General features: G+C 62.4%; 13 protein-coding genes and 1 tRNA gene. 10 read left to right on the top strand and 4 right to left on the bottom strand.

Features of this window, described 5'->3' with window-relative positions; genetic code table 11:
• Window positions 1-145: 145 nt before the first annotated feature.
• The 3 genes from E4662_RS21240 to E4662_RS21230 all read left to right on the top strand — a co-directional run bounded on the left by E4662_RS21240 (window position 146) and on the right by E4662_RS21230 (window position 3,089).
• Window positions 146-643 (top strand): CBS domain-containing protein, encoded by a 498-nt coding sequence (locus tag E4662_RS21240; protein WP_136443639.1) that lies wholly within the window; start codon window positions 146-148, stop codon window positions 641-643.
• Window positions 644-808: 165 nt separating this feature from the next.
• A complete protein-coding gene (locus E4662_RS21235) occupies window positions 809-2,176 on the top strand; it encodes an ArsB/NhaD family transporter (RefSeq protein WP_206080327.1) in 1,368 nt (455 codons plus the stop codon).
• A 139-nt stretch (window positions 2,177-2,315) separates the two neighbouring features.
• A complete protein-coding gene (locus E4662_RS21230) occupies window positions 2,316-3,089 on the top strand; it encodes an SDR family oxidoreductase (protein ID WP_136443637.1) in 774 nt (257 codons plus the stop codon).
• A 34-nt stretch (window positions 3,090-3,123) separates the two neighbouring features.
• Here the strand turns inward: E4662_RS21230 and E4662_RS21225 are convergent, their stop codons facing one another.
• The gene (locus E4662_RS21225; RefSeq protein WP_168798039.1) at window positions 3,124-3,963 is read right to left on the bottom strand and encodes a helix-turn-helix domain-containing protein; all 840 of its coding nucleotides are present in this window, start codon (window positions 3,961-3,963) and stop codon (window positions 3,124-3,126) included.
• A 105-nt stretch (window positions 3,964-4,068) separates the two neighbouring features.
• On the opposite strand from E4662_RS21225, the gene E4662_RS21220 reads away from it, so the two are divergent.
• Genes E4662_RS21220 through E4662_RS21205 form a run of 4 tightly spaced genes read left to right on the top strand, consistent with a single transcriptional unit; the run spans window position 4,069 to window position 10,062 of the window.
• Window positions 4,069-5,712, top strand: a complete 1,644-nt coding sequence (locus tag E4662_RS21220) for a sulfatase-like hydrolase/transferase (protein WP_136443635.1) — start codon at window positions 4,069-4,071, stop codon at window positions 5,710-5,712.
• 3 nt (window positions 5,713-5,715) lie between these two features.
• Window positions 5,716-6,978: an alkyl/aryl-sulfatase gene (locus E4662_RS21215; protein WP_136443634.1), complete on the top strand. Its 1,263-nt coding sequence runs from the start codon at window positions 5,716-5,718 to the stop codon at window positions 6,976-6,978.
• The gene (locus tag E4662_RS21210) at window positions 6,975-9,071 is read left to right on the top strand and encodes a TRAP transporter permease (protein ID WP_136443633.1); all 2,097 of its coding nucleotides are present in this window, start codon (window positions 6,975-6,977) and stop codon (window positions 9,069-9,071) included. The genes E4662_RS21215 and E4662_RS21210 overlap by 4 nt, the downstream gene beginning before the upstream one ends.
• A gap of 13 nt (window positions 9,072-9,084) precedes the next feature.
• Window positions 9,085-10,062: a TAXI family TRAP transporter solute-binding subunit gene (locus tag E4662_RS21205; RefSeq protein ID WP_136443632.1), complete on the top strand. Its 978-nt coding sequence runs from the start codon at window positions 9,085-9,087 to the stop codon at window positions 10,060-10,062.
• Between the two features lie 14 nt (window positions 10,063-10,076).
• Here the strand turns inward: E4662_RS21205 and E4662_RS21200 are convergent, their stop codons facing one another.
• Window positions 10,077-10,979: a LysR family transcriptional regulator gene (locus E4662_RS21200; protein ID WP_168798038.1), complete on the bottom strand. Its 903-nt coding sequence runs from the start codon at window positions 10,977-10,979 to the stop codon at window positions 10,077-10,079.
• A 118-nt stretch (window positions 10,980-11,097) separates the two neighbouring features.
• On the opposite strand from E4662_RS21200, the gene E4662_RS21195 reads away from it, so the two are divergent.
• From E4662_RS21195 to E4662_RS21185, 3 genes are all read left to right on the top strand, one after another.
• A complete protein-coding gene (locus E4662_RS21195) occupies window positions 11,098-11,988 on the top strand; it encodes an MBL fold metallo-hydrolase (RefSeq protein WP_136443630.1) in 891 nt (296 codons plus the stop codon).
• A gap of 113 nt (window positions 11,989-12,101) precedes the next feature.
• Window positions 12,102-12,998 (top strand): VOC family protein, encoded by an 897-nt coding sequence (locus tag E4662_RS21190; RefSeq protein WP_168798037.1) that lies wholly within the window; start codon window positions 12,102-12,104, stop codon window positions 12,996-12,998.
• Between the two features lie 78 nt (window positions 12,999-13,076).
• On the top strand, window positions 13,077-13,892 hold the full coding sequence (locus E4662_RS21185) for a siderophore-interacting protein (RefSeq protein WP_136443628.1): 816 nt from the start codon (window positions 13,077-13,079) through the stop codon (window positions 13,890-13,892).
• Between the two features lie 93 nt (window positions 13,893-13,985).
• Here the strand turns inward: E4662_RS21185 and E4662_RS21180 are convergent.
• Window positions 13,986-14,060 (bottom strand) — tRNA-Asn (locus tag E4662_RS21180).
• 80 nt (window positions 14,061-14,140) lie between these two features.
• Window positions 14,141-15,052: an MBL fold metallo-hydrolase gene (locus tag E4662_RS21175; RefSeq protein WP_420819283.1), complete on the bottom strand. Its 912-nt coding sequence runs from the start codon at window positions 15,050-15,052 to the stop codon at window positions 14,141-14,143.
• Between the last annotated feature and the right edge of the window lie 56 nt (window positions 15,053-15,108).

Raw genomic sequence — 15,108 nt, 5'->3', positions numbered from 1 at the left:
CTGCGATAACGGCCGAATTATTTCTCAAAACCGGGTTTGACATTGCCGGGCAATGGGCGCATTGAAGCCGCGCCCGACACACCCGAGGCTTTTGCCAAAGGCCCAGGTATGCGGCACTTTTTGCTGACATAGATTGAGAGGGACCATGCCCGGCCGCAATCTGACCTGCCTTGATGCGATGCTGCCAACGGATCGCCAGCGCACCATTTCCCCCGATGCCACGGTTTTTGACGCCTTTCACGTTTTGCGCGAAAGCCGGGCCCGGTTTTTGCCCGTTGTCGAGGACAATGGCACCTATCGCGGCGTGTTCACCGCGCCGACCTTGCTCAGCATGCTGCTGCCGCGGGCCGCGTCGATTTCTGTGACCGGGAACGCCGATAAAACCAACTTCGACAACCTGCGGTTCCTGACGTTGGACAAGTCGGACCTCGATGCCCAGATCGAACGGCTGAAAGAAGAGACGGTGTGCGAGCACATGTCCGATCCGGAAAACATTCCGACAACGGCGCCGGAAACGCCGCTGATGGAAGCCATCTTGATGATCTACCGCTACAAGCGGCACGTGATCCTTGTGGAGCCGGAGACCAACCGCTTTGTCGGCACGGTCAGCGCCAACGCCATCTTTGATCGAATTCTGGACTAGGGCCCGAGTGCACTGCCAAACCTGCGTCATCGCGTGTGGCGCATCGCAAATGCTTGGTTTTCGGCACGGTTTGCCGGCGTTCGGCGCATGGCAAGGAACGCCGGGCGACTTGAGCGTGTTTGGCAATGCTCTCTGACCCAAATCCAACTCCACAGGACCGAAACATTGACTGAGTCTTCCGCACACCACGGAGAAGCCGGCTTTTCCATGGCCAACCTCATCGGCATTGACCCGCTTTGGCTGGCCACCGGCATACTGATTGCCGTCTATGCCCTTCTGATCACGGAGAAAATGAACCGGGCAATCCTGGCGATGCTCGGCGCGTCCCTGATGGTGATCTTTGGTATCATCAATCAACAACAAGCGCTTGCGGGCGTCGATGCCAACACGCTCGCGCTGTTGATCGGGATGATGGTGATCGTGGCCATCACGTCAAAATCCGGTCTTTTTCAGTATGTTGCGATCAAGGCGGCGAAGTCGGTCAAGGCCAATCCGACCGGCATCCTGATCATGCTGACGCTGATCACGGCGGTGTTCTCGGCCATGCTCGACAACGTGACCACGGTGCTGCTGATCGCGCCGATCACGCTTTTGATTACCGACGCGCTTGAAACGCCGGTGTTTCCATTCTTCATGGCCGAGATTCTGGCGTCCAATGTCGGCGGTACCGCGACGCTGATTGGGGATCCGCCGAACATCATCATCGGCTCGGCCGCCGGGCTCAGCTTTAACGATTTCCTTTGGAACCTTGCGCCGATTTCGGCCTTCTGCCTCGTGATCCTGACAGCGATCATCTACGTCATGAACCGCAAGGCGCTGGCGAAAATTCCGGCTTCGGCCAGTGAGCGCATTATGAAGTTCGACGAAAGCGGCGCGATCACGGATGTGACGCTGATGATCAAATCGCTGGCCGTGCTGGCGCTGGTGATCTTTGGTTTCACCGTGGGTCATGGCTACGGCATTCAGCCGGGGACCAGCGCGCTGGCGGGCTCGGCGCTCTTGATGCTGCTGGCCTACGGGCATCAGACCGCAGAGCAGCAATCGGAATCGGTGCATCACATCTTTGGCGAGGTGGAATGGGTGACGATCCTGTTCTTCGCGGGCCTGTTTGTGATTGTCGCGGGCGTGGAGCACGTGGGCCTGCTGAACTTCTTTGCGGAGAAGGTTCTGGAGGTGACGGACGGCGATCTGATGTGGACCTCCTTCCTGATCTTCTGGGCCTCGGGCATCCTGTCGGCGATCCTCGACAACATCCCGTTTGTGGCCACGATGATCCCGCTGATCGAATCCACCGAAGGCACCTTTGGCGGGCCGGAGGCGATTGAACCGCTGTGGTGGTCGCTGGCGCTTGGGGCGTGCCTTGGCGGGAACGGTTCCTTGCTGGGGGCGAGCGCGAACCTGACCGTCGCAGCCTTTGCCGAAAAGGCCAAGCAGCCGATCAAGTTCCTGGCCTTCATGAAGATTGCTTTCCCGATCATGCTGCTGACGCTGGCGATCTCCAACGTCTACCTCTGGCTGCGCTACTTCATGTAAGTCCCGCCTCCCGGTGCGCCCGGCGCGCGCCGGGGTTCTGGACACTTGCAGTCAAACCTGTGCTTGCTGCATGTTTCCTGCCGCAGGGTCTGAAACAGAGGTCTCGGACCGGGCGGGTGTGCAATGGGGAGGATTGCAGGTGAAGGTTGCATTGACGGGCGGCGCCAGCGGGATCGGCGCGGAGGTGGCAAAGAAACTGGTGGCGCAGGGACATGAGGTCACGGCCTTTGACGTCACGCGCCCTGCGGAGGGCGCGGCGCGCTGGATCGAGGTCAATCTGAACGATCCGGCCTCGATTTCCGCAGCTTTGGACGCGGCACACGGGCCTTATGATGCGCTGATCAACAACGCGGGCCTGCCGCCGCGCGAAGGGCTCGAAAGCGTGATCCTCGGGGTGAACTTCCTTGGGTTTCGCAGCTTCCTGACCGGGTTTCTGGACAAGCTCGCCCCGGGAGCGGCGATTGTGAATGTGGCCTCGCGAGCGGGTGCGGCGTGGCGGGACAATATCGACGAGGTCAAGGCGCTGATGGCCTGTGCCCCGGATGAGGCGCAGGCGTTTGTAGAGGCGCGCGGCATTGATCATGTGCGCGCCTACAACCTGTCGAAAGAAGCGGTGATTGCCTTCACCATCGCCGAAACCGAAGCGATGATCGCTCGGGGATTGCGGATGAATTCGGTCAGCCCGGCGGCGGTGAGCACCGGGATCCTCGAGGATTTCAAGTCCGCCTTCGGAGACAAGGTGGCCAAGGCCATCGGGCGGGTGGGCCGTCCCGGCGCGCCGTCGGAGATTGCCGATGTGATCCTCTACCTTGCGTCGCCGCAAAGCGCTTGGATCAAGGGGCAGGATATTACCATCGACGGCGGCATGACGGCGCTGGCCATGAGTGATGCGCTGGGATTGAAGAGCACCTGAGGGGCGGGCGCAATCCCTATGGGCCCAGATCAGACTAGGCGACGCGCGGCGCGGCGATGCCCGCGCGGTCGAGAGCGACGCCAATGCGGGCCGAGGACTTTTGCAGGTCCTGAAGGGATCCGAGCGCAAGAACCTCGTCGAGGCTCATCTCATCGGCCATCCAGATCAGGCTGATCGAGCCGTGCACGCCGGTTTTCGACAGCACCGGCACCGCCATGGCGGCGTGTTCCGGTCCGGGATCAAAGGGCGGCTGCCAGTAGTTCGGCTCGCGCAGGCCAAACCCTTGCGCGCGGGTTTGCGCGATTACGGCGTCGAGCTTGCCGGATTCGATCCAGCGCTGATCTTCCTTGTTGGCGGCTTTTTTCATGCCATCGAGGTGAATTTGACGTTGTTCCTTGCTTGAAAAGGACAGGATTGCGCGGCCGTGGGCGGAGAGCACCATGGACGGGCGGATGCCGAGCGCGGTGCGGGTCATGGCGAGCGGGCCGCGAATGCGCGTGCTTTCAATGATCTCGATCCGTCCCGCGCCGAGCATGGTGCACAGGTCCGAAGGCCATCCCGCCTGCCGGCTTTTCAACTCCAGCAGGTACGGCGCAGCGATTTCGGCCAGAGGGTGGGCGCGCGCGGTCTCCCCGAGCAGATTGCCCAGCGAATGGGCCAGCTCATAGCGGCCTTCGGCGATGTTGCGCCGGACCCAGCCGCGCTCCTGCAAGGTGAGCAAAATGCGCAGCAAGGTTGGATTGCTGAGGCCGGTGGACCTGCGCAATTCGGCCAGCGTCATCTGCCCGCGTTGCGACAGGGTTTCGACAAGCAGCAGGCCGCGATCGAGCGCGCGGATGGTCTTGGTCGAGCTGGGGTTGGGCGTGTCTTGCATCGGTCCACCTGGTGGACTGCACATTAGGACACGCCGGTTTTTTCGGCAATAGTGAGATCCAACGACGGCCCAGAATAACCGTGGCCGCACTTAGGGAGGACTGCGATGAACATTCTGTTCATCATGTATGATCAGCTGCGGTTTGATTACCTCAGCTGCGCGGGACATCCGCATCTGCACACGCCGAATTTCGATCGTGTTGCCAAGATGGGCGTGCGCTTTTCCAATACATATGTGCAATCGCCGATCTGCGGGGCGAGCCGGATGAGTTTTTACACCGGGCGCTATGTCTCGTCGCATGGTGCGGCGTGGAACGGCTTTCCGTTGCGCGTGGGCGAGATGACCATGGGCGATCACCTGCGCCGGGCCGGGATGGATTGCTGGCTGATTGGCAAGACGCATATGAAAGCCGATGCCGAAGGGCTGGCCCGGCTGGGTCTCAGCCCCGACAGCGAGATTGGCGCGCGGCAGGCGGAATGCGGGTTTGACGTCTGGATTCGCGATGACGGGCTGTGGGGGCAGGGGCCTGACGGGTTTTATGACGAACGCCGCTCGCCCTATAATGAATACCTGAAATCAAAGGGGTATCCCTCGGAAAACCCCTGGGCGACCCATGCCAATGCCGGGGTGGACGAAGACGGGGACATCGCCTCTGGCTGGATGTTCAAGAACGCCGACAAACCTGCCAACATTCGCGAAGAGGACAGCGAAACGCCGTGGCTGACCCAGCGCACGATTGATTTCATCGAACAGGCAGAGGGGCCGTGGTGCACCCATGTCAGCTATATCAAACCGCATTGGCCCTATATCGTCCCAAGCCCCTATCACGACATGTACGGGGCCAACCATGTCCCGGCGCCGCTGCGCGCAGATTGTGAACGGCAGGACGCGCATCCGGTTTACGAGGCCTATATGGCCAACAAGATCGGCCTTGCCTTTCAGCGCGAAGACGTGCGGCACAAGGTGATCCCGGCCTACATGGGGCTGATCAAGCAATGCGACGATCAGTTGGGCGTGTTGCTGGACTATCTGGAACGCTCCGGGCGGCTGGAGGACACGATGATCGTGCTGACCTCTGATCATGGGGATTACCTCGGGGATCACTGGATGGGGGAGAAAGATCTGTTTCATGACCCGTCCGTGCGGATTCCGATGATTGTCTATGATCCGCGCCCGGAGGCGGATGCCAGCCGGGGCAGCGTTTGCGAGGCGCTGGTGGAATCGATTGATCTTGCGCCGACGTTCCTTGAGTTCGCGGGTGGCAAGGCGGTGCCGCATATCCTTGAGGGGCGCTCGCTGATGCCCTGGCTGCGCGGCGAGACGCCGGAGTGGCGCGATTTCGCGGTGTCTGAATTTGACTACTCACCGACGCCGCAGGCGGTGAAATTGGGGCTCGACCCGATGGATTGTCGGCTTTTCATGGTGTTTGACGGGCGGTTCAAGCTGATGCACGCCGAAGGCGGGTTCCGCCCCATGCTGTTTGATCTGCAAAACGATCCGAACGAGTTCCACGATCTGGCGAAGGAGCCGGGCCATGAGGCCGAGATCACACGGCTTTACGGGCTGCTCGCCGATTGGGGCCGGCGCTGTGCGCAGCGGGTGACACGGTCCGATGACGACATTCGGGGCATGCGCGGAAAATCCAGCCGACGCGGTATTTTGCCTTTCCTCATAGAGGGGGACGAGGTGCCCGAGGAATTGACCGTGGTCTATCGCGGACCGGCAGGAAAAATCTATGTGAAGGAATGACTTATGCCAAATAACAGTCTTGTCGTTCACAATGAGACCCAGTTCAGAAAACAGGTGGTCGACCTTGCGCCCGGTGTCTGGACCGCCGTGGGTTATGCCGCCTCGACCCAGCATATGATCGAAGGCCGCGAGACGGTTACCATCGTTGACACCTCCGAAAGCACCAGCGCGGCGGCGCATGTTCTGGCGGCCTTCCGGGAGAAGACGGACAAGCCCGTTGGGCGGATCATCTACACACACAGCCACCGCGATCACATCTCCGGCGCGAGCGTGTTCAGCGAGGGGCAAACGGTGCCCATTCTGGCGAGCGCCGGGTTCGAGTCCGATCTGGTGGGGCAGGACGAGACGCGGATTGCGCCGAACAAGGCTTTGGGGCGGCGGACCATGGCGCAGTTTGGCATCGGGCTGACACCCGAAGAGCGGATTTCGCTTGGCTGCGGGCCGGGCAATCGCCCGATGGAAGGTATGGGCGCGGGGCATATCCCGCCGACGGAGCTATTCGCCGAGGACAGGGATATTGACCTTGATGGGACTTTGGCGCGGCTGATCCACGCGCCGGGAGAGACGGCGGATCACATGGCGGTCTGGCTGCCGGAGCAGAAGATCCTGTTTCCCGGTGACAACTGGTATCATGCCTTTCCTAACCTTTATGCCATTCGCGGCACGCCTTACCGGGATTTTGCGAAATGGGCCGAAAGCCTTGCCATGCTGGCGGAGCTTGGGGCCGAGGTGCTGGCGCCGGGGCACACCCAACCGGTCTTTGGCGCGGACCGGGTGCGCGAGGTGCTGCTGACCACGCGCGAGGCGATCTTGCACGTGATGCGCCATACGGCGGAAGGCATGGACGCGGGGCTGTCTCAGGACGACATCGCCGCCAGCATCTCCCTGCCGCCGCATCTGGCGGACAAGCCCTGGCTGGGCGAGTTCTATGGCAAGGCGTCCTGGTCGGCCCGTGCTTTTGCGACGGGCACGCTGGGGTGGTACGATGGCAACCCGACCCATCTGGGCACGCTGTCCTCGGCGGCGCGGGCGCGGCACATGGCTGAGCTGGCTGGCGGTGTTGAGGCGCTTGAGGCACAGGCGCAGGCCACCCCGGATCTGCAATGGCGGCTGGAGCTGTGCGATCACCTTCTTGCGCTTGGCGCATCTGCCGAGGCGTTGAAGGCGGAGACGATGGAGGCGCTTGCGGAAACCGAGATCAACGCCACCGCGCGCAATACCTACCTGTGGGAAGCGAAGAAACTGCGAGAGGGCGCGGGCGCATGATCGAGACACCGACAAGCCGCAAGGTTGGCGATCTGCTCGCCTTTGTCTTCACGCTGATCATCCTGATCTACGCCGCCTCCGGGCCGCTGACCGAGTTTGTGCGCTGGTTGATCGAGATCACCACGGCGGATTTCGACGAGCTGTCGCGCCGCGAGAAACGCATGCTGTTTCGCGAACACTGGCTCGGCGCGGGGTTTCGCAGCTTTGAGCAGAGTTTCCTGCTGCCCACGGGCCTGATCCTTGGGTTGCCGTTGGTGTTCTCCTTCGTGATTTCGTTTCTGGGTGAGACGCGCACGCCCGATTGGCTCAAATGGGGAGGCGCGGCGCTGTCGGCCGGGGTTCTGATGCTCTGGATCATCGGGCTGTTTGCCATTGACGGCGGGGCGCTGCCCTCTGCCAACCCGGTTGATTTCATCCTGTTCCCGCTTGCCACGGCGCTGGTGCTGTACCTGACGTGGCGCATGTTCGGCACTTTCATCGTTGGCTTCTGCCTGTTCTGGGTGCTGTATTTCTTTGTGCGCGGGGCTTTGCCGGACTGGACCGGCATTCTGGCCGGATCCGAATCCACGTTCTCCCAAAGCATGCGCAGCATGGTGCTGAACTTCTGGTCGCAGACAGGGGGCATGTTCGGCCAGCCGCTGCAGGTGGTGTCCGGCAATGTGCTTGTGTTCATCGTCTTCGGCGCGGTGCTGATGGCCAGCGGGGCCGGGGGGCTTTTGATGAAAATCGCCAACCGCCTGACCGGGCGCTTTACCGGCGGGGCGGCCCATGCTGCGGTGGCCAGTTCGGCGCTGTTCGGCACACTCAGCGGCGCGGCGATTTCCAACGTTGTCTCCACCGGCGTGATGACAATCCCGGTGATCAAGAAATCCGGTTTCAAGCCGGCCTTTGCGGCGGCAGTCGAGGCGGCGGCCTCCACCGGCGGGCAGGTCATGCCGCCGGTCATGGGGGTGGTGGCCTTCTTCGTCGCGGGCCAGATCGGACTCGAATACCGCTACATCATCGTGGCGGCGATTGTCCCGGCGATCTTCTTCTACCTCGGCACCTTCCTGACCGTGTATTTCGAGGCGCGGCGGCAGGGGGTTGGCCCGCTGCCCGCCGAAGAAAGACCGAACCTGACCTCAAGCGAGCTGATGCAATGCCTTGTCTTCATCCTGCCGCTGGGTGTGCTGAGCTACTTCCTCTTTGCGCAGCCCTCGGTGCAGAAGGCGGGTTTTTACGGTTTTGTTGTCGCCCTGATCAGCGCGCTTGTCCTGTTTCGGGGCTTTCGCAACTGGCCCGGCGTTTACAGCGCCTTTGTCAGCGCCGGGCGGATGTCGGCGGCGATCATCATCATCGTGGCCGCCATCGGGCTGATCGTGGGATTGATCCAGGTTTCGGGCTTCAGCGGGCGGCTTTCGCTCTTGCTGGCGCAACTGGCCAACGGGCCGCTGTTCTCGACGCTGATCGTGGTGGCGCTTGGGGCCATTGTGCTGGGCATGGGGCTGCCGCCGGGCGCGACTTATTTCATCATCGTGATCGCGCTCAGCTCCGGCATTGACGCGGTTGGCATCCCGCCGCTGACGCTGCACCTGTTTGTGGTCTTCTTCGCGGTGATTTCGACGGTGACGCCGCCGGTGGCGCTGGCGGCTTTTGCTGCAGCGCCCATTGCCAAGGCCGATCCGGTGCTCACCGGGTTTCAGGCGGCGCGGCTGGCGCTCGCGGGCTTCCTGATCCCCTTTGTCTTCGTCTATCACCCGGCGGTGCTCTACCAGCTTCAGACCCTGTTTGTCTGGTTCGGAAGCGAGCTGCCGAACTCGAATGCGATGATTGATCTGGCCACCGTGGGCTGGCTGGATCTGGGCTGGATCGTCTTTGCCTTTACGCTGGCCATGTGGCTGCTCACGTCAGCGCTGACCGGGTTCGAAAGGAACAAACTCAGCCTCATCGAACGCCTGCTTCGAACGGGTGCCGGGATCCTGGTGCTGTTTCCGGCCATGATCATTGCCGGGCCGGCGGTGCTGGCGGGCCTCGGCCTTATCGTGGCGCATCGGTTCCTGGGAGGGGAGCCATCGCCGATCGACATCACGTCACAGACAAACGCAGATAAATAACGGGAGGAACGCTATGCGTAGAACACTTGCAGCACTGACAACGGGGCTTGCCCTGACCACGGCCGCACAGGCCGAGGACGTGACCCTCAAGATGGCCACCATTGCCCCAAGCCTGGGGCAGGCGGTGACCATGGCCACCTTTGCCAACGTGGTGAGCGACAACCTCGAGGACGTCTCGATCGAGGTGTCCGGGGGCGGCGCGGCGACGCTGCACATGATGGAGGTGGCGCGCGGCAATCTCGACATGTCGATGACCAGCCCGGTTGTCTACAACCTGATGGCGGGCGGCAAGGCCATGTATGCCAAGCAGGCCGACGCGCCGGAGCTGTCGAAGAACCTGTCGTTGCTGATGTGGTTCCCCTATGGCGCCTATCACTTCGTGGTGCGGGCAGACAGCGACATCGAACTGCTCGATGACATCGAAGGGGCCACGGTCTTTCTGGGCCCGCAGGGCGGCGGCGCCTATAACGCGGCGCGCGGTTGGGTTGAAGCGACCACCGGGCTGGTCGTGGGCGAAGACTACGACGCGATCAAAGCCAACTGGCAGACTGGCTTTCAGGCCTTCATGGATGGCAAGATCGACGTCTACGTGAATGGCTGTCTCGATCCTTGTGGCAACTTCATCCAGTTCACCGAAACCGAGGACATCCGCTTCCTCGGGCCGGAAAGCGATCAGGGTGAGGTGGTTGAAAAGTTCCTTGGCAAATGGCGCTACCGCAATGAAATCGGCACCGGGCTTTACGACGGTCAGAAGAACGAAACCCCGGTGATCTCTTTTGACACGGCGGTGGGTATCGGGGTGCGCAATGATCTCGATGAGGACACGGTTTACCGGATCACCAAGACCTTCTGGGACAACATTGACCAAGTGACCTCGGACGCGCCATGGGCGAAGGCGCTGAGCCTTGAATTTGCGGCTTCCAAGCGCGGGTTGATGGAACTGCACCCCGGTGCGGCGCGCTATTACAAGGAAGTGGGCGTGCTGCAGTAAGCGCGTGCAGGCATTCAGGCGGGGCCGTCGGCCTCGCCTTTTGCGGCCTCGGTCAGGTAATCGAGCAGACGGCGGGTGAGCTGCTTTTGCGGGCCGCTGTCCGGCCAGACTGCGTAGATGCCAAGGTCCGGCAGTTTCCACGCAGGCAGCACCTCCACAAGGCTGCCCTCCGCCAGATCCGCCAGAATTTCGGATTCCGGCAGATGCTGACAGCCCAGCCCGGCTTTCACGGCGGCAATCGCGGCGGCGATGGAATCGACTTCGAGCCGGTGACGCTCTGGTTCAAACGTCGCGGTCTCGCCGTTGCGGACCATGGTAATGGCGCTCTTGATCATCGAAAACGCGACGAAATCGCATTGCGCGAGATTCTCGATGGTCTCGATGGGTGCACGCTCTGCCAGATAGCCGGGGGAGGCGACCATGACCCGGCGGAACCGGCCAATCCGCTTTGATTTCAATGTGCTGTCCGCCAGTTTGCCCAAACGGATGGCCAGATCATAGCCTTCGCTCACCAGATCAACCTGCCGATCAAGGCTGTTCACGGTCATCGACACCAGCGGATGCTCCAGCGCGAAATCCCAGATCGCGCGGTGCATCGAGGTGCACTGCCCGAAGGCCGGGATCGTGATGCGCAGCGTGCCCACCGGCTGGTCCAGCTCGCCGGACAGGGCGTCAAAAGCTTCGGTTCCGGCGGCCACCATGCGTTTGGCCGCATCGAGGATCTTGTGGCCTTCGCTGGTCAGGGTCAGCGCGCGGGTGGAGCGGAAAAACAGGCTGACGCCAAGCTTGCTTTCGAGCTTTGAGACATGGTGGCTGACCACGGAGGTCGACAGGTTCAACCGCCGCCCCGCCGCGCTGAAGCTGCCGGCTTCGGTGACCGCCACGAAGACGGCAAGACCTCTGAAATCGTCAATCATCTTTCGAAAATTTGGATAGCAGTTTGCGATCATCTTTGCCTAATCGAAAAGGGGGCGACTGTCTACATTCCCTGCCACACGCAAAACACGGCGTATTCATGGAACAGGGAAACGGAACATGACTGATCTTGGAAACACGATTTCGCGGCGCGCGCTGCTTAAGGGCGCAACCCTGACTGCGGGCGCTATTGCCCTTCTGCGCGGCGGCCTCGCGCCGAGCGCGGCCTTGGCCCAGGGCGAGATGCCCGGCGGCACGGTTCACAGCTTTGCGCAGGGCGGCCTGCGCTTTCACACCTATGTTTCACCGGCCCAGGCGGTGAATGTCACCAGCCATATCATCGAATTCGACGATCAGCTCCTGCTGGTGGATGCCACGATGCTGCCGCCGACGGCGCAGGAGGTGGGCGCGCTGATCCAAGCCACGGGCAAGCCCGTGGGTCTGGCGCTTTTGAGCCACGAACATCCCGATCACTGGGGCGGGGCGTCGTTCATCGAGGGTGTCGAATTCTCGACCCTGCCAGAGGTGCGCGACGGCATGCGGGCCGAGGCCACGGGCGGCAACTGGCCGGAGCCGACAAATGTGCTGAGCGGCGGTGATGTTGCGGCTGGCACGATGACCATGGCGGGCGTGCCTGTTGAGCTGCGCCACTACAAGGACGTGGAAGCGCCGCACATGCTTGTCGCGGTTCTGCCGGAACAGAAAGTCGCGGTGGTTCAGGACCTTGTCTACAACGGCGTCTATTTCGCACCGGGCGTGGACCGTTCGAACTGGATTTCGACGCTCGAAGGGCTGCGCAGCGATCCGGCCTTTGAAACGCTTCTGGTGGGGCATGGTCTGCCGACCACGCGCGGGGATCTCGACACCGCCATCGCCTATATCCGGGTGATGGACGATGTGATCGCCTCGGCGGAAACGCCGGACGATGCCGTGGCCCAGATGAAGGCGGCTTTCCCGGCCTACACCGGGGAGTTCCTGCTCAGCCTGATCGCGGAATACTGGCCGCGCTGACGCGCACAATGCGTGTGCGGCACGCGCAGTCCCGTAGCGCAGCCGCCGCGCTTATATTGCCGGACGGGCCGCCAGAGGTTGGCGGCCCTTTTGCCGCTCGAAAGGAGAGTCCCATGAGCTTTGCAAACCTTGACCAGACCCCGGTTGATGTGATGCCGGAGGATCATCCTGTTCACATGCCGTTCTACGTGGCGGCTACAACGCTGCGCGTTGCGGACTTGCCCGGCATGACGCGGTGGTATCAATCGGTTCTTGGCCTCGATGTGGTGGGGCAGGCCGCCGGGCAGGCGGTTCTGGGGGCAGGGGGGCAGACCCTGCTGACCCTTGAGAGCGATCCGCGCGCAACCAAGGCCCCGCGCGGTGCGCCGGGTCTGTTTCACACCGCCTATCTCATGCCGCGCCGCGCCGATCTGGCCGATTGGTTTGCCCATGTGGTCAGCCTTGGCACGCGGATCATCGGGGCATCGGATCACGGGGTCAGCGAGGCGATTTACCTGAATGATCCCGAAGGCAACGGGATCGAGATCTACGCCGACAAACCGCGGGCGCACTGGCCGCAAGCGCCTGAGGGGCGTCTCGATTTCCCGACCAGACCGCTGGATTTGCAGGCTCTCTTTGACAGCGCCGCGCCGGACACGCCGTATCGTGCGCCCGAAGGCCTGCGCATCGGGCATTTGCACCTGTCGGTCAGCGCGCTTGCACAGGCCGAAGGCTTCTTTGTGGAGACGCTGGGCTTTGCCATTCGCAACGAAATGGACAGCGCGCAATTCTACGCCAGCGGAGGCTATCATCACCATATCGCCGCGAATATCTGGCACGCGCGCGCGGGCGCCGTCCGGCCGGACGTGGCCTTGGGTCTTGCGGCCTATACGCTGCGCTTGAGAGACGGCGCCGGGATCGAAGCCCTGGCCCGCAGCCTCGACAGCCGTGGCATGGCCTATACGCGGCCCCAAACCGGCCTGATGCTGCGTGATCCGTGGGGCACGCAGGTCATCATCCGGGCGGATTAAGCCCGGACCCCTCAACCCAGCAGCTCAGCCACCGTCCCCGGACGCAGCCAGGCTAACCTGCCATAGGAAAGGCATGAAATGAGCGTGTTATCCAATTTGAAAACCAAGGCAAAACAGGCGCTTGGCCGTCCCAGCCCGCGCGTTCTGACGGTGAAGCGGGCAGGCTACCTGACCCCCAACATGATCCGCGTTGTCTTTGCCGGGCCGGAGCTGGATGGTTTCCCCGAGGACCGCAACGGCGCCAATTGCAAGATCATGATCCCGGATCCGGATGAGAGCCGTGAGGCCTTTGCCGCGCGGCTTTCAGGTGGACCCGCGCCCGTGCGCCGTACCTACACGGTGCGCGGCTTTGATCCGGTGACGCGGGAGATGTGGATCGACTTTGTGGCCCATGGTGACAACGGCCCCGCGTCCCGCTGGGCCATGCAGGCGAAGACCGGGGACTTCCTCGGATTCGCCGGTCCGAGCGGCGCGAAGGTCACGCGTTTTGACGCGGATTGGTACCTTGTCGCGGCGGACCCATCCGCGATCCCGGTCGCTGCGGCCACGCTCGAAGCCATGCCGCGAGATGCCAAAGGGGTCGCGATCTTCGAAGTGACCTCTGCGGAGGACAAACAGGAGATCGACGCGCCCGCCGGCATCGAGACGCACTGGCTCGTGCACCCGCACCCCGAGCAGCCCTCCACCGCACAGGAAGAGCTGATCCGCGCGCTGCCCTGGCCTTCAGGCCGCGTACAGACCTGCATCGCAGGGGAAAGCGCGGTTGTCCGCGCCCTGCGGGCCTTCCTGCATCAGGAAAAGGGTTTGCCCCGCGCCGACACCTATATTTCGGGCTATTGGAAAATCGGTCTTGTCGAAGACGAGCACCAGAAAGTGAAACGCGCTGAAGGCTGAATTGGCCGGTTTCAGGGGGCGGATACGCGGCCCCTGACCCTGTATCTCAAAAACCAAAAAAGCCCTTAAGGTTCTGACCTTAAGGGCTTTTTATGGCTCCGGCGGTAGGGATCGAACCTACGACCAATTGATTAACAGTCAACTGCTCTACCGCTGAGCTACGCCGGAACATGTGGGGCGTATAGCAATGTGGAATCCGGGCGTCCAGAGGGTTTTGTAACAAAATTCAGCTTTTTCGAATTTTCCTCTCAAACCGCAGAAAAGCGCGCGGAAATGGACAGGTCTTCTACCGCGCGGGCCGCGTTTTTTGTCACAAGATCAATGAGGTGGCTGAATACGTTGCGTTCCGCGGCGGGCAGGAGCGCGGGCGGGGTGTCGGTGTAGATCCGGGCGGCGAGATCGGCGGCGGTGGCCGGGCCGTCCTGCAGAGCGGCAAGGATCGCTGCCTCGCGGCTCAGGCGGTGGGTGATCAGCTCTTCGAGGCGCTGTTGCGGGTCGCTCACCGGCGCGCCGTGACCGGGATGGAAGGTTGCCCATGGCCGTTTCTGCAAACTGCGGAGGGAGCGCATGAAGTCCGTCAGGTCGCCGTCCGGCGGCGAGACCAGCGAACTGGCCCAACCCATGACAAGATCTCCGGTGAAGAGCGCGTCGCCCCAGGCAAACGCCAGATGGTTGGCCATATGGCCCGGTGTGTGCAGCGCCGTGAGCGTCCAGCCCTTGCCGGTGAGTTCCGCGCCATCGTTAAGGGTTTCATCTGGCTCAAATGCCGAATCCACCCCTTCGCCGCCACCGGTCAGACCGTCCGCCGCCAATCGGATCATGACGTCGGAGCGCCCGGCCGTTGCCGGGCCGAATCCGTAGACTGGCGCGCCTGTGCGCTCGGACAGCGGGCGGGCGAGCGGCGAATGGTCGAGATGAGCGTGGGTGACAAGGATATGACTGATCCGCGCGTCTGGCGCCACGGCGGCCAGAATCGCCTCCAGATGCGGCGCTGAGTCTGGCCCCGGATCGATCACCGCAATCTCACGCTCCCCCAGCAGATAGGTGTTTGTCCCGCGATAGGTCATCGGCGACGGATTGGGCGCAAGGATCCGGCGCAGGCCGGGTGCAAGCGTGACGGCTTCGCCGGGGATAGGGAGGAAATCAGGTTGCGGATCGATCAAGGCGAGGTCCTTTCGCGGGTGGCGGGGGCCGGGGTGATTGGCTAGGCTTAGCC

Source organism: Pacificoceanicola onchidii, from assembly GCF_004804335.1.
GTDB lineage: Bacteria > Pseudomonadota > Alphaproteobacteria > Rhodobacterales > Rhodobacteraceae > Pacificoceanicola > Pacificoceanicola onchidii.
This window is presented reverse-complemented; position numbering and strand designations above follow the sequence as displayed.

Excerpts from the sequence above, each read along its gene's own strand:
- E4662_RS21240 (WP_136443639.1), top strand. The coding sequence starts at position 146 with ATGCCCGGCCGCAATCTGACCTGCCTTGATGCGATGCTGCCAACGGAT.
- E4662_RS21225 (WP_168798039.1), bottom strand. The coding sequence starts at position 3,963 with ATGCAAGACACGCCCAACCCCAGCTCGACCAAGACCATCCGCGCGCTC.
- E4662_RS21220 (WP_136443635.1), top strand. The coding sequence starts at position 4,069 with ATGAACATTCTGTTCATCATGTATGATCAGCTGCGGTTTGATTACCTC.
- E4662_RS21215 (WP_136443634.1), top strand. The coding sequence starts at position 5,716 with ATGCCAAATAACAGTCTTGTCGTTCACAATGAGACCCAGTTCAGAAAA.
- E4662_RS21210 (WP_136443633.1), top strand. The coding sequence starts at position 6,975 with ATGATCGAGACACCGACAAGCCGCAAGGTTGGCGATCTGCTCGCCTTT.
- E4662_RS21205 (WP_136443632.1), top strand. The coding sequence starts at position 9,085 with ATGCGTAGAACACTTGCAGCACTGACAACGGGGCTTGCCCTGACCACG.
- E4662_RS21200 (WP_168798038.1), bottom strand. The coding sequence starts at position 10,979 with ATGATTGACGATTTCAGAGGTCTTGCCGTCTTCGTGGCGGTCACCGAA.
- E4662_RS21195 (WP_136443630.1), top strand. The coding sequence starts at position 11,098 with ATGACTGATCTTGGAAACACGATTTCGCGGCGCGCGCTGCTTAAGGGC.
- E4662_RS21190 (WP_168798037.1), top strand. The coding sequence starts at position 12,102 with ATGAGCTTTGCAAACCTTGACCAGACCCCGGTTGATGTGATGCCGGAG.
- E4662_RS21185 (WP_136443628.1), top strand. The coding sequence starts at position 13,077 with ATGAGCGTGTTATCCAATTTGAAAACCAAGGCAAAACAGGCGCTTGGC.